This is a genomic window from Paraburkholderia sp. D1E (assembly GCF_052682275.1).
This window is the reverse complement of sequence record NZ_JBQYMB010000001.1, coordinates 2,525,413-2,548,832: the sequence shown is the minus strand read 5'-3', so window position 1 is coordinate 2,548,832 and position 23,420 is coordinate 2,525,413. Positions and strand designations below refer to the sequence as shown.

19 protein-coding genes are annotated in these 23,420 nt (G+C 61.8%); 2 read left to right on the top strand and 17 right to left on the bottom strand.

Annotation, left to right across the window (positions count from 1 at the left end):
* Positions 1-40: 40 nt before the first annotated feature.
* From ACUN0E_RS11545 to ACUN0E_RS11530, 4 genes are all read right to left on the bottom strand, one after another.
* Positions 41-1,813 (bottom strand): cobaltochelatase CobT-related protein, encoded by a 1,773-nt coding sequence (locus ACUN0E_RS11545; RefSeq protein WP_445566652.1) that lies wholly within the window; start codon positions 1,811-1,813, stop codon positions 41-43.
* A 107-nt stretch (positions 1,814-1,920) separates the two neighbouring features.
* Entirely contained in the window at positions 1,921-2,910 is a 990-nt protein-coding gene (locus ACUN0E_RS11540; protein WP_445566651.1) for an AAA family ATPase, read from the bottom strand.
* Positions 2,911-3,058: 148 nt separating this feature from the next.
* Complete coding sequence (locus ACUN0E_RS11535; RefSeq protein ID WP_408235672.1) at positions 3,059-4,363, bottom strand: MFS transporter; 1,305 nt, start codon at positions 4,361-4,363, stop codon at positions 3,059-3,061.
* A gap of 196 nt (positions 4,364-4,559) precedes the next feature.
* Entirely contained in the window at positions 4,560-6,221 is a 1,662-nt protein-coding gene (locus ACUN0E_RS11530) for a GMC family oxidoreductase (RefSeq protein ID WP_445566650.1), read from the bottom strand.
* Positions 6,222-6,441: 220 nt separating this feature from the next.
* Here ACUN0E_RS11530 and ACUN0E_RS11525 point away from each other — a divergent pair, with 220 nt between their 5' ends.
* Positions 6,442-7,293: an IclR family transcriptional regulator gene (locus ACUN0E_RS11525; protein ID WP_445566649.1), complete on the top strand. Its 852-nt coding sequence runs from the start codon at positions 6,442-6,444 to the stop codon at positions 7,291-7,293.
* Positions 7,294-7,392: 99 nt separating this feature from the next.
* Here ACUN0E_RS11525 and ACUN0E_RS11520 read toward each other — a convergent pair whose 3' ends face one another.
* From ACUN0E_RS11520 to ACUN0E_RS11480, 9 genes are all read right to left on the bottom strand, one after another.
* Entirely contained in the window at positions 7,393-8,820 is a 1,428-nt protein-coding gene (locus ACUN0E_RS11520; protein WP_408235681.1) for an amino acid permease, read from the bottom strand.
* 241 nt (positions 8,821-9,061) lie between these two features.
* Positions 9,062-10,477: an NAD(P)/FAD-dependent oxidoreductase gene (locus tag ACUN0E_RS11515; protein WP_445566648.1), complete on the bottom strand. Its 1,416-nt coding sequence runs from the start codon at positions 10,475-10,477 to the stop codon at positions 9,062-9,064.
* Positions 10,478-10,496: 19 nt separating this feature from the next.
* The gene (locus tag ACUN0E_RS11510) at positions 10,497-10,901 is read right to left on the bottom strand and encodes a nuclear transport factor 2 family protein (protein ID WP_445566647.1); all 405 of its coding nucleotides are present in this window, start codon (positions 10,899-10,901) and stop codon (positions 10,497-10,499) included.
* A 279-nt stretch (positions 10,902-11,180) separates the two neighbouring features.
* Positions 11,181-12,146, bottom strand: a complete 966-nt coding sequence (locus ACUN0E_RS11505) for a CobW family GTP-binding protein (RefSeq protein ID WP_445566646.1) — start codon at positions 12,144-12,146, stop codon at positions 11,181-11,183.
* On the bottom strand, positions 12,139-13,800 hold the full coding sequence (locus ACUN0E_RS11500) for an amidohydrolase (protein ID WP_445566645.1): 1,662 nt from the start codon (positions 13,798-13,800) through the stop codon (positions 12,139-12,141). The genes ACUN0E_RS11505 and ACUN0E_RS11500 overlap by 8 nt, the downstream gene beginning before the upstream one ends.
* 38 nt (positions 13,801-13,838) lie before the next feature.
* On the bottom strand, positions 13,839-15,224 hold the full coding sequence (locus ACUN0E_RS11495) for a sodium:solute symporter family protein (RefSeq protein ID WP_408520681.1): 1,386 nt from the start codon (positions 15,222-15,224) through the stop codon (positions 13,839-13,841).
* Positions 15,225-15,242: 18 nt separating this feature from the next.
* A complete protein-coding gene (locus ACUN0E_RS11490) occupies positions 15,243-15,452 on the bottom strand; it encodes a DUF3311 domain-containing protein (protein WP_325043394.1) in 210 nt (69 codons plus the stop codon).
* 296 nt (positions 15,453-15,748) lie between these two features.
* On the bottom strand, positions 15,749-16,480 hold the full coding sequence (locus ACUN0E_RS11485) for a sulfite exporter TauE/SafE family protein (RefSeq protein ID WP_445566644.1): 732 nt from the start codon (positions 16,478-16,480) through the stop codon (positions 15,749-15,751).
* Between the two features lie 261 nt (positions 16,481-16,741).
* Positions 16,742-18,121 carry an MFS transporter gene (locus ACUN0E_RS11480; RefSeq protein WP_445566643.1) on the bottom strand — a complete coding sequence of 460 codons (1,380 nt, stop codon included), beginning with the start codon at positions 18,119-18,121 and terminating at the stop codon, positions 16,742-16,744.
* Between the two features lie 149 nt (positions 18,122-18,270).
* On the opposite strand from ACUN0E_RS11480, the gene ACUN0E_RS11475 reads away from it, so the two are divergent.
* Positions 18,271-18,975: an ArsR/SmtB family transcription factor gene (locus tag ACUN0E_RS11475; protein WP_408235703.1), complete on the top strand. Its 705-nt coding sequence runs from the start codon at positions 18,271-18,273 to the stop codon at positions 18,973-18,975.
* Between the two features lie 117 nt (positions 18,976-19,092).
* Here ACUN0E_RS11475 and ACUN0E_RS11470 read toward each other — a convergent pair whose 3' ends face one another.
* The 4 genes from ACUN0E_RS11470 to ACUN0E_RS11455 form a co-directional block, all read right to left on the bottom strand.
* Positions 19,093-19,926 (bottom strand): quaternary amine ABC transporter ATP-binding protein, encoded by an 834-nt coding sequence (locus ACUN0E_RS11470; protein ID WP_445566642.1) that lies wholly within the window; start codon positions 19,924-19,926, stop codon positions 19,093-19,095.
* 30 nt (positions 19,927-19,956) lie between these two features.
* Entirely contained in the window at positions 19,957-20,925 is a 969-nt protein-coding gene (locus ACUN0E_RS11465; protein WP_445566641.1) for an ABC transporter permease, read from the bottom strand.
* Between the two features lie 104 nt (positions 20,926-21,029).
* Positions 21,030-22,067, bottom strand: coding sequence for an ABC transporter substrate-binding protein (locus ACUN0E_RS11460; protein ID WP_445566640.1), 1,038 nt, complete (start codon positions 22,065-22,067; stop codon positions 21,030-21,032).
* Between the two features lie 94 nt (positions 22,068-22,161).
* The gene (locus ACUN0E_RS11455) at positions 22,162-23,388 is read right to left on the bottom strand and encodes a M24 family metallopeptidase (RefSeq protein WP_445566639.1); all 1,227 of its coding nucleotides are present in this window, start codon (positions 23,386-23,388) and stop codon (positions 22,162-22,164) included.
* Between the last annotated feature and the right edge of the window lie 32 nt (positions 23,389-23,420).

The following is a 23,420-nucleotide window of genomic DNA, read 5'->3' as shown; positions in this document are numbered from 1 at the left end:
TGCGAAGCCGCGATGTGAAGCCGTAAGCCCGCGATACCCGCTACCCTTTGCCGGCCCGCCCGCGTGCGCCGATCCAACCGACAATCTCCGCAAATAGCTTCATGTCAGGCGGCACGGAAAGGTCCACGGCGAGACAACGGCGGTAATACGGACTGAGATCTAGCCCGACACCCAGGCCCAGTACCTCCACGTCGCGCGAGGCTTCATGGCGCGCGACAACGCTCTTGAGATGGTTGTCGAGGTAGAACGCGTCGTTGGCCTGGCCCGTCGCGCTGTCCATCGGGCTGCCATCCGAGATCACGATCAGAATCCGTCTCGCCTCAGGACGGGCGACCAGACGCGCGCAGGCCCAGTCGACCGCTTCGCCATCCACGCCCTCACGAAACAGGTCCGCCTTGAAGAGCGCAGCAATGTCGGCGCGGGCGCGTCGCCAGCTCCGGTCGGCGTCCTTGAACACCAGGTGAGACAGTTCGTTGAGCCGGCCCGGATGATGAGGCCGCCCCTGCGCCAACCAGTCGAGCCGGGGCCGGCCGCCGTTCCAGGCGCCGGTGGTAAAGCCCAGGACCTCGGTGGTCACGCCGGCCTGATCGAGCGCGCGGGTGAGGATGTCCACCATGATCGCCACCGGCTCGATATGCGCTTTCATCGAGCCCGAGCAATCGATCAGGAAGCCGACCACGCAGTCGGCAATGAGCGTGTTTCGTTCCAGCCGGAACAGGCGTCGTTCAGCGGGAGAGCTGACCAGTTGCGCGAGACGCCGGCCGTCGATACGGCCATGCTCTTCACCGAACGACCAGCTATCGCGTTGCCGTATCGCCAGCGCTGCCTTCAGCGCGTGCGCGAGCCGCGCCACGTTGATGCCCTGTGCGGCGACGCGCTCGTCGAGCCGTTCGCGAAACTCGCCGAGCAAGGCTTTGCGGACCAGTGTGCCGGCCACAAGCTCGCGGTCATAGCGCGTGGTGTACGCACGATAGCCCTGCTCCGATGCTTCGAGCACGCGGCTCCTGCCGGTGAGCGCAACGGCCATGTCCTTGTATTCGTCGTCCTCGACATCGAACCAGAGCGAGAACGCCGTGCGTGGGGCTTTGTCGTCGCTCTCCTCCTGCGGGTCGTCTTGCGCATCGTCCAGCGCGTCCGCACGGGCGGCACGGATCATCTCTGCCACCAACCGCGCCAGCGCCAGCGCATGGACAGCGAACGCGCCCTGCTCGGCCCGATGCCGGCGCAAACCCGCCAACGATACGCCCAGGGCCGGCACGATGGCCGCACGCGTAGCTTCGATCAAGCCTTCGATCTGTTCAAGCACAGGCCAGCCGGTCAGGCGCGACCACGCAATCTGCGCCACCGTGAACAGCAGAATGCCGAGATGGTCCTCAGCGAGCCCTGCGTGATGGAAGGCCCGCGACCAGGCCTCGAAACGCTCGCGCAGATTCTGCACCAGGCCCGGCATGCCGGGCGGCGTCCGCGTTTCGCACCGTAGCTGTTCGAGCAGTTCGAACACCAGGCGCTCGACGGAATCGGTTGGGCAAAGCCGACTGTGCAAGGTCGCGTCGGAGTGCATGAGTCGCAAGGCCGCGCCGTCGGCGGCGCCGCGCAGGGACGCGAAGTCGTCTTGCTGCGGGTCGGTGCGCAGATGCGGCGCGTGCAAGGGCAAGGGCCGCAGGTCGCGGCACAACCGGCCGTCGCGGTAGTGCAAGGTGGCGTCGCCGGTGAGGGCACGCACGGTCGCTGCGCAGAGCGCCTCGCGCTGTTCCGCGCGGAGGGTCGCCTGGCGCTCAGTCGGCTGGTCTTGAGCCGCTTGGCTCGGGGGCACGTGGCTCGGGTCCGCTTGCCGCAAAGGTGCCTCGTTCTGGGCCGTCTGGCGCAGTGCGGCGTCGCACGAGTCCGATTGACCTAAGGCCGTCTGCCTGTCCGACGTCATCAGCGGGTGCCCGCTGCGTGGCCTTCAGCGTTGGCGTCGGCCTCGAGTTCAGTGCCGAAGCAGCGCTGAAAATACTCCGCCACGATCGACCGCTCAGCCTCATCACACTTGTTCAGGAAAGTCAGACGAAACGCCATCGCGGAATCGCGGAAGATCTGGCAGTTCTCCGCCCAGTTGATCACTGTGCGCGGCGACATCAGCGTCGACAGATCGCCACTCGCGAAGCCCTTGCGCGTGAGTTCCGCCACGCTCACCATCGATTCGATCAGCGCGCGTCCCGCCTCGTCGGCGAGTTCCGGTACGCGCGCAAGCACAATACCGGCCTCTTCCGCGCGCGGCAGATAGTTGAGCGTGGCCACCACGTTCCAGCGATCCATCTGCGCGTGATTCAGCACCTGTGTGCCGTGGTACAAACCGTTCAGATTGCCCAACCCCACCGTGTTCGTCGTGGCGAACATGCGGAAGTATGGATGCGGATGAATCACGCGATTCTGGTCGAGCAAGGTGAACTTGCCGTCGCGCTCGAGAATGCGCTGGATCACGAACATCACATCCGGACGCCCTGCATCGTATTCGTCGAAGATCAGGGCGACCGGGCGCTGCAATGCCCACGGCACGATCCCCTCCTGAAACTCAGTGACCTGCAGGTCATCACGTACCACGATCGCGTCTTTGCCGACCAGGTCGAGGCGGCTGATATGGCCGTCGAGATTGACGCGCACGCATGGCCAGTTGAGACGCGCCGCCACCTGTTCGATATGGGTCGACTTCCCGGTGCCGTGCAAGCCCTGCACCATCACCCGGCGGTCACGGCTGAAGCCGGCCAGAATCGCCAGCGTCACCTCCGGATTGAAACGGTAAACCTCGTCGATTTCCGGCACGTGGTCGTCGCGCTCGCTGAACGCGGGCACCATCAGGCTGGAATCGATGCCGAAAACGGTTCGTACCGCGACCATTGTGTCGGGTTTGCCAGTCACGATATCAGTCACTTCTTTCTCCTCCCCGCTCTGGGGACATTCGTTCTACGCCGCCGGGCGATTATGTGTTTTTCGGTACATTTTGTTCCGTTTTAATTATAAACAGAATCTCGCACCTTGAACGGCACTTCGTCCGCATCGACCCCGGCGGCCCACGCCATCAACGCACCGTCGCCATCCCGTCGAAAGGTTTCGCACGCCGTTCCATCGCGCGCGCCGACCATGCAGAGAGCAGCGCCGACAAAATCACGTAGACGCACACGTACCAGGGCTTGCCACCATCCAGGCGCAGCAGCGCCGTCGCAATGATCGGCGTGAGGCCGCTCGCGAAGATGCCCGAGAACTGATACACGAACGAGATGCCGGTATAACGCACCTCAGGATCGAACAGCTCGGCAAAAAGCGCGGCTTCCGGACCGTAGACCATGGCGTAGAAGATGCCGAACGGAATCACCACGCCGAGCCAGACGGCCAAGGTATTGCCGGCCTGAGTCTCCATCAGCCAGAACGCCGGCAGCACTGAAGCGCCGCAGATCAGCGAGCCCCAGCGATACACGCGCGCGCGTCCCATCAGGTCCGACATCCTGCCGAAGAAAGGAATGAAAAAGCACATCACCATCGCCGCGATCATCACACCGGTGAGTGCTTCCGTGCGGCTCATCGAAAGACGTTGCGTGAGGTAGCCGATCATGAACACCGCAAAGATGTTGAAGAACACCCCGTCGATCCAGCGCGCGCCCATGCCGAGCAGCACCGAACTGCGGTAGCGCGTGATCATGTCCACGAACGGAATTTTCACGGCGCGGCGGTTACGTTTGAGCGCAAGAAACTCGGGCGTCTCCATCACCTTGACGCGGATGTAGAGGCCGAGCACCACGAGCAGCAACGAAGCAGCAAACGCGACCCGCCAGCCCCACGAGAGAAACGCCGCTTCCGGCAGCAGCCGGGAAATGCCCGCGACGATGCCCGATGCGAGGCACAAGCCAATCGACAAGCCGATCTGCGGCAAACTTGCGTACAGACCGCGCCGGTTCGGCGGGGCATATTCATAGGCCATCAGCACCGCGCCGCCCCATTCACCCCCGAGCCCGATACCCTGCAAAACGCGCAAGAAGAGCAGCAGAATCGGCGCCCAGATGCCGATCTGATCGAAGGTCGGCACGAAGGCGACCCCCGCCGTCGAAATCCCCATGATGACGAGTGTGCAGATCAACGCGGATTTGCGTCCGACCTTGTCGCCGAAGTGACCGAAGATCACACCGCCGAGCGGCCGCGTCACGAAGCCGACGGCGAATGTGCCATAGGCCAGCATCGTCGAGACGAGCGGATCGTGAGCGGGAAAGTAAAGCTTGTTGAACACAATGCCCGCCACGACGCCGTATAGAAAAAAGTCATACCATTCGACCGTCGCTCCAATCACGCTCGCGAATGCAACGCGGCGGATCACCCGCTTATCGATTGCCATAGCGCCTCCTCCAATGGATGGCCGCGTGCCGTCCCGGCTACGCCGCACTTTTTGAGCCCCTGACTGTCTCCTCCGGGGGCACGAATTTCGCCACCTGCATGCTGCTGTTATCGACTTCGGATGCTGCGAGTCAGGTAGCGATCGATTTACTTCTTGTAGCCACTTCGCTTCGTTGCTTCTGCTTTTTACTTCTACTTCAGTACTGCGCTTCCATACTCCGCGACTGCACTTGCCCGGCCGGCCGGTCGCCGGCGCGCGCATCCTCGAGGATCATGCTGGACGCCTTTTCGGCGACCATCACGATCGGTACGTTGGTATTGCCGGAGACCAGCGTCGGCATGATCGAGCAATCGACCACCCGCAATCCTTGCGTGCCATACACGCGCAATCGTTCGTCGACCACCGCGCCCGGATCGCTCGCGACGCCCATCTTCGCGGTGCCGGACGGATGAAAAATCGTCTGGCCGTATTCGCGGCAAAAGTCCAGCAATTCGTCGTCGCTTTGCGCTTCCCCACCAGGACGCACTTCGCGTTTCATCAGGGATGCCATAGGCTCCGTGGCGGCGACGCGGCGCGCGAAACGCACCCCCGCGACCGTCGTGCGGCGGTCGAGATCGGTCGCCAGATAATTCGGCTGGATCGACGGGGCGTCGCGCATGTCGCTCGTGCGGATTCGCACGCTTCCGCGCGACTCCGGCCGCAACTGGCAGATCGAATAGGTGCAGCCTGGGAACGCGTGGACATCGCCGCCCGCGGTGTCGGCTGAGAGCGTGGAAAAGTGGAACTGGATGTCGGGCGTTTTCGCCTCATCCGGCAAGGCGCGGCAGAACATGCCGCCCTGATTGATGCCGACGGACAGCGGCCCTTCGCGAAACAGCGCCCATTGCAGGCCCATCTTCGCGCGGCCCGTCCAGGAGTGCAGCAAGTCGTTTGTCGTGATCGGCCGCGTCACTTCATAAGTCAGGCGTACTTGCAGATGGTCCTGCAGATTTTCGCCAACGCCGGCGCGATTGGCGACCACCGGAATACCCAGATCATTGAGCAATCTGGCCGGGCCGACGCCCGACACCTGCAGCAATTGCGGCGACTGCAGTGCGCCTGCCGTCAGCACCACTTCACGGTGCGCGCGCACTTCGTGCACCTTGCCATGCTGCACATAGCGAATACCCGTAGCACGTGTACCGTCGAAGAGAATCTTCGAGGCCAGCGCGTCGGTCTCGATCTGCAGATTCGGACGGCTGCGCGCGGGTTTGAGGTAAGCGACAGCCGTCGAACAACGCCATCCGTGCCGCGTGGTCAACTGGTAGTAGCCAACCCCTTCCTGATCGCCCTGATTGAAGTCGTCGACCGTTGGGACGCCCAGGCGATTCGACGCGGCAATGAATGCATCCACGAGTTCGTGGCGCTGTTTGATCGTGGAGGCCCACAACGGGCCACCCACGCCACGTGTCGGCGACTCGCCGAGCTCGTTGTGTTCGAGCCGCCGGAAGTAAGGCAAGCACTCCTTCCAGCTCCAGCCACGATTGCCGAGCGCGGCCCAGTGGTCGTAGTCCTCTTTTTGTCCGCGAATGTAGATCAACCCGTTGATGGAACTGCAGCCGCCCAATGTGCGCCCGCGCGGCCAATAGAGCTTGCGATCGTGCATGTTCGGATCCGGGTCGGTGTAAAAGCCCCAGTTGTAGACCGGATGAAACATGGTCTTGCCGTAACCGATCGGAATATGGATCCACAGAAAGCGGTCGGGCGGCCCGGCTTCGAGCAGGCATACCGAGTAGCGGCCATTCTCAGAGAGGCGGTTGGCCAGTACACAGCCGGCCGATCCCGCGCCGACGACCACGTAGTCGAAACTCCGTACCATTGATGTCTCCGTGCTGATGCCTTTGTTTTTTAAAAACGGATCATTTCGTCTCAATTTATTGGATGGGAGTTTCGACTTCAAGCGAATCCGGTTACGATTGAATAATCCGGTACGAAAACCGACTTTTTCGTTTCACTATTCAGTCTGTCCGCACGCGTTCATCCGGGTTGTCACTGATCCGTTCGGGCTGCATTCACCTTCATCCGCTTCGGGAAGGACAATGAGAGACACCACGCACCTCCCCTCACCTGCTCACGAGCCCGCTGACGACACCCGCGTCCTGCGCGCGCTCAGCGTGCTGGAACAACTTGCGTCCGCCGGACAGCCGTCCTCACTTTCCCAGTTGTCCTCACGTCTGCAGATTCCGAAGGCGACCTTGATGCGCCTGATCGAGTCGCTCGAAGCACGCGGTTACGTCACACATATGCCGGATTCGCGCGGGGCCGATCGCGCCATTGCGCTCGGGCCGCGCGCAGCGCAGCTCGCTTTGACCACACTCGCGAACAGCACGTTTACCCGTGCTTGCCGCTCGCTGCTGCGCACGCTCGTGGACTCGCTCGGCGAGACCTGCAATCTCACCGTGCTCGACGGCGATACCGTGCTGTACGTCGAGCGCGTCGAGACGAGCGAACCCTTGCGTCTGCATATGCAACCGGGCACGCGCGTCCCGCTGCATTGCACCGCCAGCGGCAAGCTGTTTCTGTCGCAGATGACGTCGGCCGAGCGCGGACTCGTCATCAGGCGCTTGCCGCTCAAATCGATGACGTATCGCACCCTGACCGATATCGATCTGCTCGAAGCGGAACTCGACCGTCTAGCCATGCGCTGCATCGGTGTCGACAACGAGGAATTCGTGCGCGGGATGGTGGCGGTCGCGGTGCCGGTGCGCAACGTCGAGGACGGCCGTGTGCTCGCGGCATTGGCCGTTCATTCGCCCACGGCACGTTCCAGTCTGGAGGATCTGTTGAAAGCGGTGCCGAAGCTCAAGGAGATCGCCGTGCGCATTGGACCATTGCTGCAGCCTGCAACCGCGAATACGGCGGCTACGGCCGCGATGGCCGTGTCGAAGTAGGGAGACTGCAACTGCGCACGCCAGTAACGTATCGCTGCAGCGCAGCGGTTGTCGCGAACGACACCTGCTGCGCTGCAATCAACACGCGCGAGACAGGCATCAATGCGTGTGGGGCCGATATTCCACGAATTCCGGCTCAGTCGATGCTGCGCCGCGTTTCCTGGCCCGCCACGCATACGCCACGAGCAGCACGCCGAGACTCACCACGCCCAGCCACAGCGGCGTGCGTTGGTCCGGTATGAACGCCATGGCCACCAGAATGCCGACCATGCCGACAATCGCGAAACAGGTCAAATACGGGTAGCACCACATCCTCACGCGAAGCATCTCCGGCGCCTCGCGCTCAAGCCGGGCGCGCAGCTTCAATTGCGACACGGCAATCAACACGTAGACGAAAATCGCCACTGTGCCGTACGAATTGACGAGGAATGCGAACACCGTGTCGGGCGATACATAAGACATGACGACCGACACATAGCCAAACAAGGTGCCGATCAGAATCGCGCGAACCGGAACGCCGCGGCGATTGACCTTGGCGAGCGCAGCCGGTGCGTCGCCGTGGCGGGTCAGCGCGAACATCATCCGCGAGGCCGCATAGAGGCCGGAATTGAGCGCGGAGAGCACGGCGGTCAACACGATCGCATTCATGACGTTCGCGGCGGCCGGAATACCCATCGCATCGAGCGCACTCACATACGGCGTCGCCATTTTCGGTGAATCCCAAGGAACTAGCGCCACCACGAGCAGGATCGAGCCGACATAGAAAATCAGCACGCGGGTGATCACCGAGTTAGTGGCTTTGGCGACCGCCTTAACCGGCTCGTGAGCTTCGGCCGCTGCGATCGTGACGATCTCCGCGCCAAAGTAAAAGCCCGTCGCCGCGACCGCGCCGCTCAATACCGGTCCGATTCCCTTCGGCATCAGCCCGCCGTGCGAGAAGAGCGTGGGCATCACGGAGGTGGTGTGCATCGACGCGGGCCAGAGCCCCAGCACATACAGACCGCCGAGAAACAGAAACACGACGATCGCCGCGACCTTGATCGACGCGAACCAGAATTCGAATTCGCCGTAGCTGCCCACCGAAATCAGGTTAGTCGCGGTCAACACCACCAGCAGCACGAGACTGATCGCCCACGCCGGCGTATCCGGCAGCCAGAATTGAACCAGTTTCGCGCCGGCCACCGCCTCGACGGCCACGACGATGACCCAGAAATACCAGTACATCCACCCGGTCAGAAAGCCGGCCAGTTTGCCCGGGCCGCGCTTGCCGGCAAAGGCGAGTCGCGCGTACTCGTAAAACGAGCCCACTGCCGGCATCGCACACGCCATTTCGCCGAGCATGCGCATGACGAGCACGATCAGACCGCCGGTAATCAGAAACGACAGGACTGCCGCTGGGCCGGCCTGCTGGACCACGACGCCGCTGCCGACAAACAGGCCCGCGCCGATCACGCCGCCCAGCGCGATCATGGTCATGTGGCGCTCCTTCAGGCCGGTCTTCAGTTCACTTTGATTCGATACTTGCATGTCACCTCCACATCCTGTTGATGCCGGCGCTGGTCGTACGGGGCTGCGTGCGAAGCTGCGCGCATTCCCGGCACCTGAGCGCCGTCAATTCGGATCGAGCAAGGACGCTTGCGCGTCTCGCTGCATCGTGTCTTTTCTTATGATTTAACGCGCAGACCGGTCTGGCTGCGCAACGCCGTGCGAGTGACGCACGACGGCCGGCGAATAACGTGCCGCGGGTGGCGCGGCACGCAGGCCATGTTCAAGGTTTCTCGTCGCGCCGGAAATACAACTGGTAGAGCATCCGTTGTCCGATACGACGGAACGGTGCGAACGGATGCCCGGGCAACGGGGACGTGAAGATCGGCAGCGTCTGCTTCGACCCTTTCCCCGCGATCCGTTCGGCGAGCCGGCGACCCGCCTGCTGCGAATATGACACGCCATTGCCGCCGTAGCCCAGTGCGTAAAACACCGACTGCTTCGGATCCGGCTGACACACGCGCGGCATCATGTCGTGGCTCACATCCACCCAGCCCCACCATGAATAGTCGATCGGGACACCGCGCAACGCCGGGAACTTGCGGCCCATTCCTTCGACGAGCAACTCGTAATGACGTGGATTCGGTGCGTCCGCACCCGTGATTGCGCTACGGCTGCCGATCTGCAACCGGTTGTCCGGCAGGAAGCGATAGTAGAAACGCAAGGTGCGCGTGTCGGTGAGCACCTGCGTCGTTCGAAAATTGCAGGCAGCGATTTCCTGCTGCGTTAGCGGCCGCGTCACCATCGAATTCGACAGGATCGGCATGACGCGGCTCGTCAGCGAGGGGTGGAGGTCGGGCGCCGTATACGCGCCAGTCGCGATCCCCACGGATCGAGCCCGCACGATGCCACCCGGCGTGCGTAGATGATGAATGCCGTTGATGGTCTCCCAGCCGATCACCGGACTCGCCGGATGAACTTTCGCGCCCGCTTCACGCGCCAGCCGCAGATAGCCATACGCGAGTTTCAACGCATGGATGCCGATGCCCTCGGGTTCGTGGAGTGCGCCAGCTGCCTCGCTATCGTTGACGTACTCGCGGCGAAACGTGGCCTGGTCGATGAGCTCGGACGGATAACCGAAAACGTCTTTCCAGACTTTGGCTTCGGCGGCGAGTTTGGCCATCATGCGTGGCCGGTGCGCAATCAGAAAGTGGCCGCCCGGCTGCGGATCGCAATCGATCTCGGCCACCAGCGACTTGAAGTTGTCGAACCCTTCCTGGATCTCGTCGTGCATTTTCAACGCAACGTCTTTACCCCAACGCTCGACCCATTGGGAGCGCGACAGACGCCCCGACGCATTCTGCCCTTGTCCGCCATTGCGGCTGCTGCAACCCCAACTGGTTTTGTTGGCCTCGAGCACCACCGCCTTGATTCCATGCTCGCGCGCGAGACAAAGCGCTGTCGCGAGTCCCGTATATCCTCCGCCGATGATTGCCACGTCCACGTCGATGTCTTTCGTGATCGGACCATCGTCAGGCGGCGGCGTGCCGGCGGTCGCGGCCCAGTAGGTCGGTGCGTATTGCTTGCCGTGCCCGGGTCCCGGCGAGATCAGCGGGTCGTATCTCGGGTCATACTGCGTCGCGCTGTCCCGCCCCGCTGACAGACCTTCGCCGACCCGTGTGATGACACTTTGCTCCATGTGAAGCTCCTCGTCGGCGTCAAACGTTCTGCTTCGGACGTTCCTTGCGGAACGCGCGCTTGACTGCGATCAGACCATCGCGGAACTCGAAGAGATCGCACCCTTCCGCTTCGATGCGCCAGCCTTCCGCATGCGTACCCGCGAATACCCATTCGGACACGCCACGGTCGCCCACGACGTAGTGACGGCCCTTGCCCCAATGCGCATCCGGGAAGGTCTTGAAGACTGCTTCGAACGCTGCGCGCACTGCCTCGCGACCAGCGAAGCGCGCACCGTAGACTTCGCTTCCGCCGGCGGCATCGAACACACAGTCTTCGGTCATGAAGCCCATCAGCGCATTCGCATCGTGACGATTGAACGCGGCGGAAAATGCGGCGAGCGTATCCGCGGTGACCTTGGGTGCGGACGTTTCTGTTGTGGCCATGCATGTCTCCTGCTTGGTTAATTGGGTGAGACTCGTGAGCTTGCCTAAGCGGCGATCTCTTATGGAAAAGTGTAAGTTTCGTGTCCGCTCGACGGTAGGGCCAGTGCGCTGCTTTCGCCTGGTGCAGCGTGTGCCGGGGAGACGTGAGTTGACTGGCCTGGAACCGGGGATTCGGATTCGGGCCGTTGGTGGGATTCGTGGGATTGGTGCGCCAGGTGTGCTGCGTGCCTGGTGTGCCTGGCGCAATGATCGCGGCACGCTGACGCGAAACGGGGGTTGTTAGTTCAGCGCCTGCGTACCTTCGAGGCAGCGCCTCACGGTACGCTCGTCTTCGTCGGTAAAACGGCCGATCAGAACGATCGTCGACTCACCCGCTGGATGACCCGCAAAAGGCGTGATCAGAATGCGGCCGCCGACCACATGAAGTTCCTGCGGAGAGGCATCCTGGTCGAGCCAGACGATGCCCTTCGCTCTCAATAGCGGGACAGACAGGCTGCGAAACACGTCCCTGAGTTTCTTCCTGTCGAGGCGAAAATCCGATCGAAAGGAAAAGCTGCAGATGTCCTGATGGCTATTGAGGCCCTCGCTCGCCGCGAGAGCGAGCCCAGCGGTACGACGGCGAGGCGCGACACTCGCGTCGAAGATCAGCTCCAGCGGAATGGATCCGTTTGCGGATTCGAGCAGGATGGAAGTGGTCGCGAGCGACGACACCGCCTCTGTCGCCGCCGCTTTTTCCCGCTCAGTCACAAGGTCGGTCTTGGTGAGCACAAGGGCCGTCGCACCCGCGATCTGCCGGCGCACAATATCGCCAACGTACGGGTCGAGCAAGGTTGCGCCGATTCGCTCGGCGTCTACGGCAACGATGATCCCGACCAACCTGAATGCCCGGTCGAGCAGGCCGATCTGCGCGATTTTCACGGGATCGGAAACACCACTGGCTTCGATGATCAACAACTCGGGACGCTCGGGCCGCGCGCCGATTTTCACGAGCGCATCGACGAGGCGGCCGCCGATCGAGCAGCAAACGCAGCCGTTCTCCAGATTGATGACGTCGTCCGTACGTTCGCGAATCAGTGCGGCGTCGATATTGATATCGCCGAAATCGTTGACCAGCACAGCCACTCTGCAATGCCCCGCATTCGAGAGCACATGGTTAAGAAGAGTGGTCTTGCCCGCGCCCAGATAGCCACCGAGCACGACCAGGGGAATGGGTGGCCGCACGCTCACGGCCGCAGCGTCATTCATTTTTTGCCGGCGATCTGAACACGCGGCCGCCCAGCACCGTGCCCCACACCTCGACGTCTTTCAACTTCTCAGCAGGGACCTCGCTCGGGTCATCCATCAGCACGGCGAAGTCCGCGAATTTACCCACCTCGATACTGCCGATCAGATGGTCCATCCTGAGCGTATAGGCTGCTCCCAGCGTGATCGCGCGCAACGCGTCGGCCACAGGAATGCACTCGCTCGCGCCCAGCACGCGTCCCGATGCGGTCTTGCGTTGCACCGCGCACCAGGCGGTAAACAGCGGGCTCAACTGCGTGATCGGCGCATCCGAATGAAAAGCAAAGGGAATGCCCAGCCGCCGCGCCGTACCCGCCGCGTTCATGCGGTTCGCCCGGTCGGGGCCCATGGTCTGCGCGTAATGGGCGTCGCCCCAGTAGTAGATATGGTTGGAGAAAAAGTTGATGCACATGCCGAGTTTCGCCGCACGGGCCAACTGGCTCGCGTCGGCCATCTGACAGTGCTGCAGCGTGTGACGGTGATCGCTGCGCGGACAGGCGTCGAGCATCTTCTCGAGGGCGTTCAATACGACCTCGGTGGCCTCATCTCCGTTGGTGTGAATATGGAGTTGCAGCCCTGCGCGGTGAAACGGTGTGAACACCTCTTCCAATTGACTCGGCGGAATCAGCCACAATCCGTTCGGCTGCCCGCCGACATAGCCCGGCCACTTCAGCCGCGCTGTGAAGCCCTGAATCGACCCATCGACGATGAATTTGACCGGGCCGAACGTCAATTTTTCCGTGCTGTCGCGAATGGCCGACAGCACTTTTTCGACGCCGTTGTCCGGGCTTCGCTGCGGAGCAAATGCCGGCACGATCCTGACCGGATATTGCGGGTCGGCCGTGACTTCACGCAGGTTGCGATTGCCCAGCGCCGACAGATCGTTGACCAGATCCGTCGCCGTGGTCACACCGGCAAGTTGTGCGACCTTGCCGAAATTCCAGATCGCCTCTTTCTTTTCACTCGCCGCAATGGAAAGCTGACTACCGATCACCTGATACACCGGAAACATCGCCGCGAATTCCTGCAACTCGCCAGTCGGCTGGCCGTTCTGATCTTTATCGATACCGTCGATATCAGTATCGCCGTCGATACCGGCAAGCGCCAGCATCGCGCTGTTGACGTTCATCAGATGCACACTCGCATGCAGCACGACAATGGGGCGGCTCGCGGAAACGGTATCGAGTTCCCTGACCGACAGGCGGCTCGCACCGAAGAAAATTGGATCGAAACCCCACGCGAGCAGCGGCGTCGCCGCGTCGGTCATCGTGCGTTGCGCTTCACCGAGCCGTTCGATCACCTCGTCCAGCGTTTTCAAGCCTCGCCACAACTTGCCGTCGGGGCCGCGCCGGTCGTAGTAGCCAAGATACACGGCGTCCCACATGGCGCCTTCCATCAGATGGCAATGCCCTTCGACGAGACCCGGCATCAACACCTTGTCCTGGAACGTGTCGACGATCTCCGCCTCGCCCCACTGACTGACCTCCTCCAGATTGCCGACGGAGAGAATTCTGCCGTCTCGCACGGCAACATGCGTGGCGTGCGGCTGGGCCGGATTCATCGTCAGAATTTTTCTGGCGACGAAGACTGTGATGGGACCTCGTTCAATCGAATTCATAAATAGGCGTTATTTGCTTTAGGACGCGGGTCGGACGGTTAGGACAGCGCATGCACTGGCTTGCGCTTCCAACCATAGTTCAGTACGGCGGTCACCGCGATATTGATCACGAGACACAGCAGTCCAAGGTTGAATCCGCCGAGATCGGCATGGAGGATGTAAAGGATGATCGCGAGTATCTGGCCAGTCAGAATACCCGTTGCAACGGCGGCCGGTTTGACGCGAAGCGAAAACAGAATGATCATCACGCCCGGGAAAAACTGGGTCACGCCGTAGTACGCGGTATTGATCAGTGTGAGCATCAGATTCGGCGTCAGCAAGGTCATCACGATCGAGACCAGCAGGTAGACGACGATCACCGTTTTCGCGGTCGCTTTCTGCTTGCTCTCGGGCATCTTCGGCAACAGATTGCGTGTCACTAGCGGACCGATGGCGAGGCAGATTCCGGTCAGCACCAACAGACCGGATAGCGCGGCGCCGGCCGCGACCAAACCCAGCAACCAGCCCGGCAGCAACCGGATCGCCGCCGCGAAGAACGCTTCATTCGGCGACGCGAGGTGGAGGTTCTGACTGATCGCATAGTACGAGGCAATGACCAGAAACGGATACATCAGCATGTACAACGGCATCGCAACCTGGGTGCGCCGGATTGTGTTCGGACTTGCGGCCGTGAAAAAGACCTGCACGGCGAACGGCATCACGTAGAACCCTAACGACTGGAATAGCATGGTGCTCATCGAAAACGTCAGTTGATTCGCGTTCATGCTGTTGCTGACGTGCAGGCTCGCGGCGTGAAAAACTTCCGTGACGCCGGACTCCCACGAGACCGCCAGCCCCGTGATCACAATCGCCGCGACCATCAGTATGTCTTTCAGAACCGCAATGTACGCCGACGCCCGCACTCCCGAAATGGCGATGTAGGTGAAGGCCAGTATCGCTGAGATCAGAATCAGATAGAGCGGTTGGAAATTCCAGCCAAGACCTTTGAACGCGGCAATGAGCCCCGTGAATTGCAATTCCCCCCAAGGCAGCAGAAACAGGATCGCCGATCCGGCGACGATCACCTCCAGCGCGCGGCTGCCGTAATGGCCTTTGAACAGGTCGGGCAGCGTAATGGCGTTATACCGTTTCCCCGCTTCCCAGATTTTCGGCCCGATGAAATAGCCGACGGGATACGCCAGCAGGATATAGCCCAGGAACCAGACCCCATAAGTCGGCCCCTTGGCGTAGATGCCGCCTGGAAAGCCGACCATCGTGCCGATACTGTAGATTTCACCCGCGGCGAGGAAGAAAACCAGATACGCGCCGAACTGCCGCGACGCGACAAAGAAATCATGAACGCTTTGCGCGCCATGCCCTTTTCTGGATCGAATCGCCAGATACAGCGAGAAGAGAATCAAACCGAGAAAGACAACGGTGGACATCCTGGCTCTCCTGCTGCTTCAGTGGGTTTGCGGAGGTGCATCGTCCGCGCGGCGATCGAACAGACGCCAGCACACCTGCAGGCAGAGCGACGTCAGGACGAACCACGCGAAGATCCACGCATAGATGAACGGCACGCCCAGGACATATCTATCCACTGAAGCGACCCAGGGCAGCAGGCCTATCACCCCGATATAGGGGATGCCGATCCCAATCAAGAACTTGAGCATGAAGTCTCCGTCTGCTTTTTGTGATCGATGAAATCATGTCTGCTGATTCCGCCTGCCATTTGAAAACCGCATGGGTTAGTGGCGGTCCGCGGCGAACGGATATGGCATGACAGCCATAGCAGACGACTTCAGTATCGGTGGCCGAAAATGCACCTGACTAGTACCAGCGATAATAAATCGCCTGGTCCACATGAGGGACCACGAACGGGCATTGCACCCGCTCGCAGGGAGATGGCAAGGTCGTTTTTACGCCTTTCTACGCCCTCTCACGTGTCTCTATGCGTCTTTGTGCGTCTCTACGTGACCAGGGCGACCAGCCCGGAACACAGCAGCAACGCGCTCACGAGATGTTCGAGCCGACGCACAGGCACCTTTGGACCCAGGCGCTCCCCCACGGAGACACCGAGCACGAACACCGGCACGAGCAGCGCCAGTGAACTGAGCTGTGGCCTGTGAACCTGGTGCTCGGCCACAAAAAGGGCCACCACCCCCACATAGAGCACCGCAAAATAAGCGAGAAGATTGGCGCGCAGCGCTGAGCCCTGGCCGATGCCGTTGAGGTAGTAAACGGCCGGCGGACCGCCAATGCCGCCCAGCGCGGTCAACGCGCCGCTCATGGCGCCTGCTGTGAAGGTCGGCCGCCAGCCGCTATCGTGAAGCCAGCGCCAGCCCCGCATGTGCATCACCGTGGAGGCAAGCACGGCGACCGCGACGAGCCGTCGAAGCTCGACTGCGCTCTCGCTTGCCATCCACCATGTCGTGACGGCGGTGCAAGCCATTGCGACCAGCGCGAGTGGAATCACGGTGCGCCAGCGCACCGCGCTCGCCCAACTGCGCACGCCTTGCAGCGAGGTCGCAAAGTGGATCAGCACGATCAGCACGCCGGCTTCGGGTGCGGGAATCAACAGCCCGAACAATGGCGCCATGACGAGCGCGCCGCCGAATCCGGTCAAACCTTTTGCCATGCCCGCAATCAGGGTCACCAGGGTCAGACATCCCAGTACGAAAGAGGTATCGGCAACATTCATGAGTCGTTTGTTCGCTATAAACGGAGAATCGAAGGTCCAATCGATTGCTACGTTCTGCGCACGACGACATCTTCAGGAGAGGGCCGGTATCGGCGCAGGATTCCGAACGCCCGCGTAGTGCCAACAGAGTCCTTTCGATGGTGCCAGCCAGGACTGGCACGCGAGGCACTCCGTTTTGCCGTCGCTGGCAGCGAGGGCCGTCGCGCCGTCGGAAGCCGTCGCCAGGGCCGCCCACGCACGAGACTTTGCGGTCGAACCCGCTTACCAGGCATCACTGCCCGCGTAACGCGTCGCCACAGCCAACGCGATGCTCCAGACTAGCGCCGCCAGTAACGACAGCCCTATCGCCAGATAGACGGCCACGCGAATCCCTGCGTCGAGCGGCTGGATCGCGCTCATCAGCGCGCCGAAGATCGCGACGCCAAAAGCGGACCCTGTCTGCCGGCTCGCGTTGAGCACGCCCGCCGCGACGCCGGCACGCGCATTGTCTACCGCCGTCATCAAGGCGGCTGTCGCCGCCGGCGTAATCAATCCCGCCCCGAAACCGATCGCCGGAAAGCACAGTGCAATACGCCAATACGGCGCATCGTCCGCGAGCGCAACGAGACCGGCGAAACCGAACGCATACAGCAGGAAGCCACCACAAACGAGCCGATGCGCGCCATACGCCCGGTTCAACGCGCCGGATGCGAAGCTGCCGATGGTCACCATCACAGTCAACGGCAGGAACGCCAGGCCGGTCCGCAACGGCGACCATCCGCGAGCAGACTGGAAGTACAGACTCAGCAGGAAGAACAAACCGTAGAAAATCAGGCCGGAAATCAGCGAAACGAACGCCGAGGCAGAAAACACCGGACTGCGAAAGAAACCCAACGGCAGCATCGGCTGTTTGCGTTTGAGCTCGACCAGCACGAACGTAACCCAGGCGGCAAGCGCAAGCGCCGCGCCCACACGTATCGCGTCCGCCCGCCATCCGAGCTTCGCCCCCTCGATCAGCACGGCTACCGACACGCCAAGCGCAACGATGGCGAGCATCTGCCCGGCGACATCCATCGGCCTGTCCGACGCCGCTGGACGGACCGAAGCGACGCGCGTAGTCAGCCACGCGCCGATCAACGCGATCGGCACGTTCACCAGAAAAATGCTGCGCCAGCCGAACAGATGAATCAGCAGGCCACCTGCCAGAGGCCCCGCCGCCATCGCGATACCGCCGCATCCGGCCCATACGCCGATCGCGCTGGCTCGCTGCCGGGCAACCGGAAAAGCATGATTGATGAGGGTCAGCGAACACGGTACCAACAATGCCGCGCCGACACCTTGCAATACCCGCGCGGCCACCAGAATCGGCAAATCCCGCGCCAATCCGCATAACGCCGATGCGCAAGCGAAAATCAGCAATCCGGCGAGGTAGACGGTCTTCGCGCCGATCCGGTCACCGAGTGCGCCGCCGCTCAGCAGCAGGCTGGCAAATGTCAGCGTATAGGCGTTGACCACCCATTGCAGGCCGCTGATATCCGAGCCTAGACTGGCCGCAATCGGCTCCAGCGCGACGTTTACGATCGATGTGTCCAGTATGACAATGACGTAGCTGAGGCTCGTCGCGATCAATACCCGCTTCTGATATTCACGTTCATTGTTCAATGAGTTCCAGCCCGTCGTTATTGGTTTGCCATTGACTATAAGGCGACCCGCACAGAGAATGCTTCGGGCTGTATCGAAGTGTGCAACCGAACGGTTTTTCGCCTGCCAGCAGGCATCACTCGCACATCAATGACGGACATTGCACATAAATGGGCCAGCACAATATTTCAAGCGTTGCGCACCTGATCGCCGAGCCGGTTCGTTCGGTGATGCTGATCACGCTCGCCGACGGCAACGCCATGTCGGCCGGCGCGCTTGCGCAAGCGGCGGGCGTGACCGCTCAAACCGCCAGTTCGCACCTCGCCAAGCTGCTCGACGGCGGCTTGCTGAGCGTGGAAAGCAAAGGCCGGCACCGCTATTACCGTCTCGCCGGCGCGCACGTTTCGCATGTGCTTGAAAGCCTCGCGTCGATTGGGCCGGTCACCCCGGCCTGGCGCAATACGCCCAGTCGCTCGGCCCAGGCGCTGCGTTTCGCGCGCTGCTGCTATGACCACCTGGCGGGTCAGGTCGGCGTCGCGGTGACGCAAAGCATGCTCACGCGGGGCTTCATCGTCGAGACGGGCGAGCGCCAATACGCACTCACCGCACCCGGTTGCGAATGGCTGCAGCAACTCGGCATCGACATGGGAGATGCGGGGTTCGATCACGCTGACCATGCGCGCCGATGTCTTGACTGGACCGAGCGGCAGTATCACGTCGCGGGACCGTTAGGCGCCCGGTTAATGGACGCCTTTCTTGAATGGGGCTGGATGCAGCGATCGCCCACTACGCGGTCGGTGACCGTCACGGCGCTCGGCTGGGATGGACTCAACCGGCACTTCGGTATCGCCCGAGAGTCTTGCGGGCCTGACTAAACGCCCCGGCCATGCTGGCCGCCCAATTGTTCAGCCCGCGCCTCGGCCTTGTCCGGCTTCGCGGAGCGTGCGCCGCGAAGCCGGATGCATCGACAGCCGCGCGTGTAAGCAATCGCATCAATGGCTGGTCGTGCCGCGATCTGAGCGGCGCTCGACAAAGCGCCTCACATAGTCATCCACGGGGCGCGTCAGAATCTCGTTGGGTGTCCCCTCCTGCACCAGTTTGCCGTCGCGCAGAATCGCGATGCGGTTACCGATCCGCAGTGCTTCATCGAGATCGTGCGTGATGAACACGATGGTCTTCTTCAGCGTAGCCTGCAGTTGTAGCAACTGGTCCTGCATTTCCGTGCGAATCAGCGGGTCGAGCGCGGAGAATGCTTCGTCCATCAGCAACACGTCCGTATCCGCGGCTAGCGCGCGGGCCAATCCGACCCGCTGGCGCATGCCGCCGGACAACTCGTCCGGATAATGTTCGTCGTACCCGTTCAGCCCCACCTTGCCGAGCCAGACACGGGCTTTCTCGTTGGCTTCGGTCTTGCTCTCGCCGCGCACGCGCAATGCATACGCCGTATTGTCGAGCACAGTCTGGTGCGGCAACAGTCCGAAATTCTGGAACACCATGCTGACCTTGTAGCGGCGCAGTTCACGCAAGCCTTGCGCGCCGAGCTTGATGACGTCCGAGCCGTCGATCACGATCTCGCCCGATGTCGGCTCGATCAGCCGGTTGAAATGCCGTACCAGGGTCGACTTTCCGGAACCGGACAATCCCATAATCACGAAGATTTCGCCCGCGCCGATATTCAGGCTGACGTCGTTCAGACCGACATTGCAACCGGTCTGGGCCAGCACATCGGCTTTGCCCTTGCCGCTTCGCAACAGATCGAGCACGCGCGCATGACTGGTGGGCGGCCCGAAAAGCTTGTACACGTGGTTGACTTCAATCGCTGCCATGTTGCTCTCCTTGCTTGCCTCGTTTTCCTGCTACTTGGCCGCGCGGGTTTCGAGCCCGCCTTCAGCCGCAGACGTTTCATCCGAATTCGTGCTGCTCATGCGATAAGGAATGCGCGAAGCCGCTTTGGCCTTTCTGCGTTGCGCGAACAGGCGTCGCGCGCGTCGGTCCTGTCCATAGCCCTGGCTGATGCGGTCGATCACGATCGCGAGAATCACGATGGCGATACCCGCCTGCATCCCCTTGCCCACATCAAGTGTCTGAATGCCGGCGAGTATATCTTCGCCGAGGCCGCGGGAGCCGATCATCGAGGCGATCACCACCATTGAGAGCGCCATCATCGTCGTCTGGTTGATGCCGGCCATGATGCTGGGCCGAGCCAGCGGCATCTGCACGTTGACCAGCAACTGCCAGCGCGTCGTGCCGAATGCGCGTGCCGCCTCGACCACCTCGCTATCCACGTGACGAATGCCGAGATCGGTCAGACGAATCAGCGGCGGCAACGCATAGATGATCGTGGCGAGGATCGCCGGTACCTTGCCGAGACCGAACAGCATCAATACCGGAATCAGATAGACGAAGCTGGGCAGCGTTTGCATGACGTCGAGCGTCGGCAACAGCACACGCCTCAGCCATGCGCTGCGCGAAGTCAGAATGCCGAGCGGCACGCCGAGCGAGACCGATAGCACCGTCGCGACCAGCATCAACGCGAGGGTCTGCATCAGCTTTTCCCACAGGCCGAAGCAACCGATCGCATAGAGCAGCAGCATGAAGAAGCCGGCAATGCTCAGGCGCCGCGTCGCATTCCACGTCACTGCGCCGACCGCCAGCAGGATCAGCCATGGCGGCAAGGCGCGCAGTGCGCCTTCGAGCGGGACGAGCACATAGCGCAAGAGTGTGATGCTGAACTGGTGAAAACTGTCGCCGTAGCGGGTAACGAACGATTGCACGGCGTCGTTCACCCAGTCGGCAATCGAAAGATGCAGAAAAAACGAATTCATGATCAAACCTCCACTACAGGTGGACAGCAGGCTGCACGAACCTGCTGTCCGGCACGACGCCGCGAGACCTCGTGCCGTCGAAATCTGCCTGACGTTACCGCCTGTCAGGCACCAGCAAGTCCGGCCTGCACCTTCGACGCGACATCGGCAGGTACCCATTGCTTCCACATCTCCGGATGCTCGCGCAAGAATTGCGTGGCCATGGCTGAGCCGTCGAGTTTCTTCGTGCTCATTTCGAGGATCGTGCTGTTGAGGAAGTCCATCGGAAACCTGACCTTGCCGAGCATCGACACGAGCTGCGGGTCGGCGTCATAGAACGGCGTGGATACGCCTACGGTGACATGCGAGACCATGTACGAGGAGGCGCATTGCGAGGTACTGCTTTCGTCGCGCAAGGTTTTCCAGCACGCCGCGTTATAGGCGGGCATCTTCAGCTCGACGAACTTGTACTTCGCCATCAGCGCGGCCGGGCCCCAGTAATAGAACACGATCGGCGCGCCGCGCTGGTACGCGGAAGCGATAGCGGCATCGAGCGCGGCGCCCGTGCCCGGGTGGAAATTGGTGTAGCTCGCATCGAGATTGAGCACCTTCAGCAAGCGTGTGTTGACCCGTTCGCAATCCCAACCCGTCGGGCAGTTGAGAAAACGGCCCTTGTCCGGTTCCTCGTCGTCGGCGAATACACTCTTGTACTTAGGCAGGTCAGTCACCGACACAAGGCCCGCTGCGACCGGCTTGATTCCGCGGCTGGGATCGCCCTTCACCACGTATTCGGGCACGAACCAACCTTCCTTCGTCCCACCCGGCAAGGTGTCGCCGACCAGTTTGACGCTGCCCGAAGCCACGGCTTTTGCGGTAATCTCGCTGCGCCCGGTCCACTGTTCGGCCCACACCTGCACGTCGTTGTGCGCAAGCGCGGTTTCAGTCGCCGCCGTACTGCCGGGCACGACATCGGTCTTGCAGCCGTAGCCCTTCTCCAGAATCTGCCGCAGCACCTCGGTTGCGAAGGAGCCGCTTTCCCACGTAATGCCCGCGAAATGCACCGTCTTGCCCTGCGCGCACCAGCTACCCGCAGCGTGCGCGCTAACGCCGGTCAAGGCCATGGCGGCGGCGCACAGCACCACCCGAAGTTGTCTGAATTGCATCGTCGATCACCCTTGGAGCGTTGAATTGCATTGAGCCGGCATGCGCGAGAGGGCAAACCTCTGCCTCACATACCGGTGAAGACGCGCCATGCGCTCAGGCGAGCAGGCGTTTCTCGAACGGATAGTCGGACAGCAGTTCCACACGGCCGTCGTCGCGCACATACACCTGCTCCTCCAGCTTGACGCCTTCACCCCCGTCTTCATGACCGATGTAGCTTTCGATGCACAGTGTCATGCCAGGCTCGATCACACCGTCATAACCCTTGGCGTCGTTGTCCTCACGATGGACGATGTACGGATATTCGCCGGTCATGCCGACGCCATGCGCGAGTGCGAAATAGCGGCGCGCCCGGTAAGGGCCGGGAATCTTCCACGCTTTCGCGATGAACTCCTGGAACGTCGCGCCGGCACGCACGTTCTCCATGTTCGAATGGACCTGTTCATAGGCGAGCGTGTAGAGGTTTTTCTGTGCTGCCGTGGCCGGACCGTCGCCGCACAGGAAGGTGCGCGAGAAGTCGGCGTAATAGCCGAAGCGTCCCACTACGTCCGTATCGAGGCCGACTAACTCGCCGACCTGGATCTTGCGCGGACTGCTCTCCTGGAACCACGGATTGGTGCGCGGCCCCGAGCTGATCAGACGTGTCTCCACGTAGTCGCCGTCCGTTTCGATAATGTGCTTGTGCAGATGCGACCAGAGTTCGTTTTCGCTGATGCCGGGCACGAGCGCCGCTTCCAGCTTACGCACGCCCTCTTCGGCAGCACGCAGCGATGAACGGATCATCTTGATCTCGTTGGGGACCTTGATCGATCGCGCCCGTTCGAGCGGTTCCTGTGCGTCGCTGATCTGGTAGCCGCGCGCCTGCAATGCAAAGGCCGCCGCCGATGTTGCACTTTCGATGGCGATGCGTTTGCCGCCGCCACTCTGCTTGACCAGTTCATCCATTTCATCGGCCCAGCGCTCGGTGACGCGGCCCAGCATGTCGTCGCAGAAGTAATAGGAAATCGCGGTGGCGGGCCGCACTTCATCGACCGTATCGAGTCCGTCGGCGAGAAAATCGCAGCCTGCGTATTCGAACAGCACAACCTTGCCTTCGGCCGGCACGAATAGATAGCGCGCCGGATTGCGCATCGAATAGACCTGCATGTTGCGCGAGCCGGTCGCATAACGCATATGCGTGGGGTCGAACAGGATCGCGGCGGTCAGATCGCGCTTTTTCAGTTCGCGGCGCACGGCGGCAAGCCGGTCACGTTGGATCTGCGCGATTTCCTCCACGGTTGGTTCGCAATCTTCCGGGCGGTGAGTCGGGCGAATAATCGTCATGTTTTTGAAGGGGACGTGGGATGGTTTTGGAA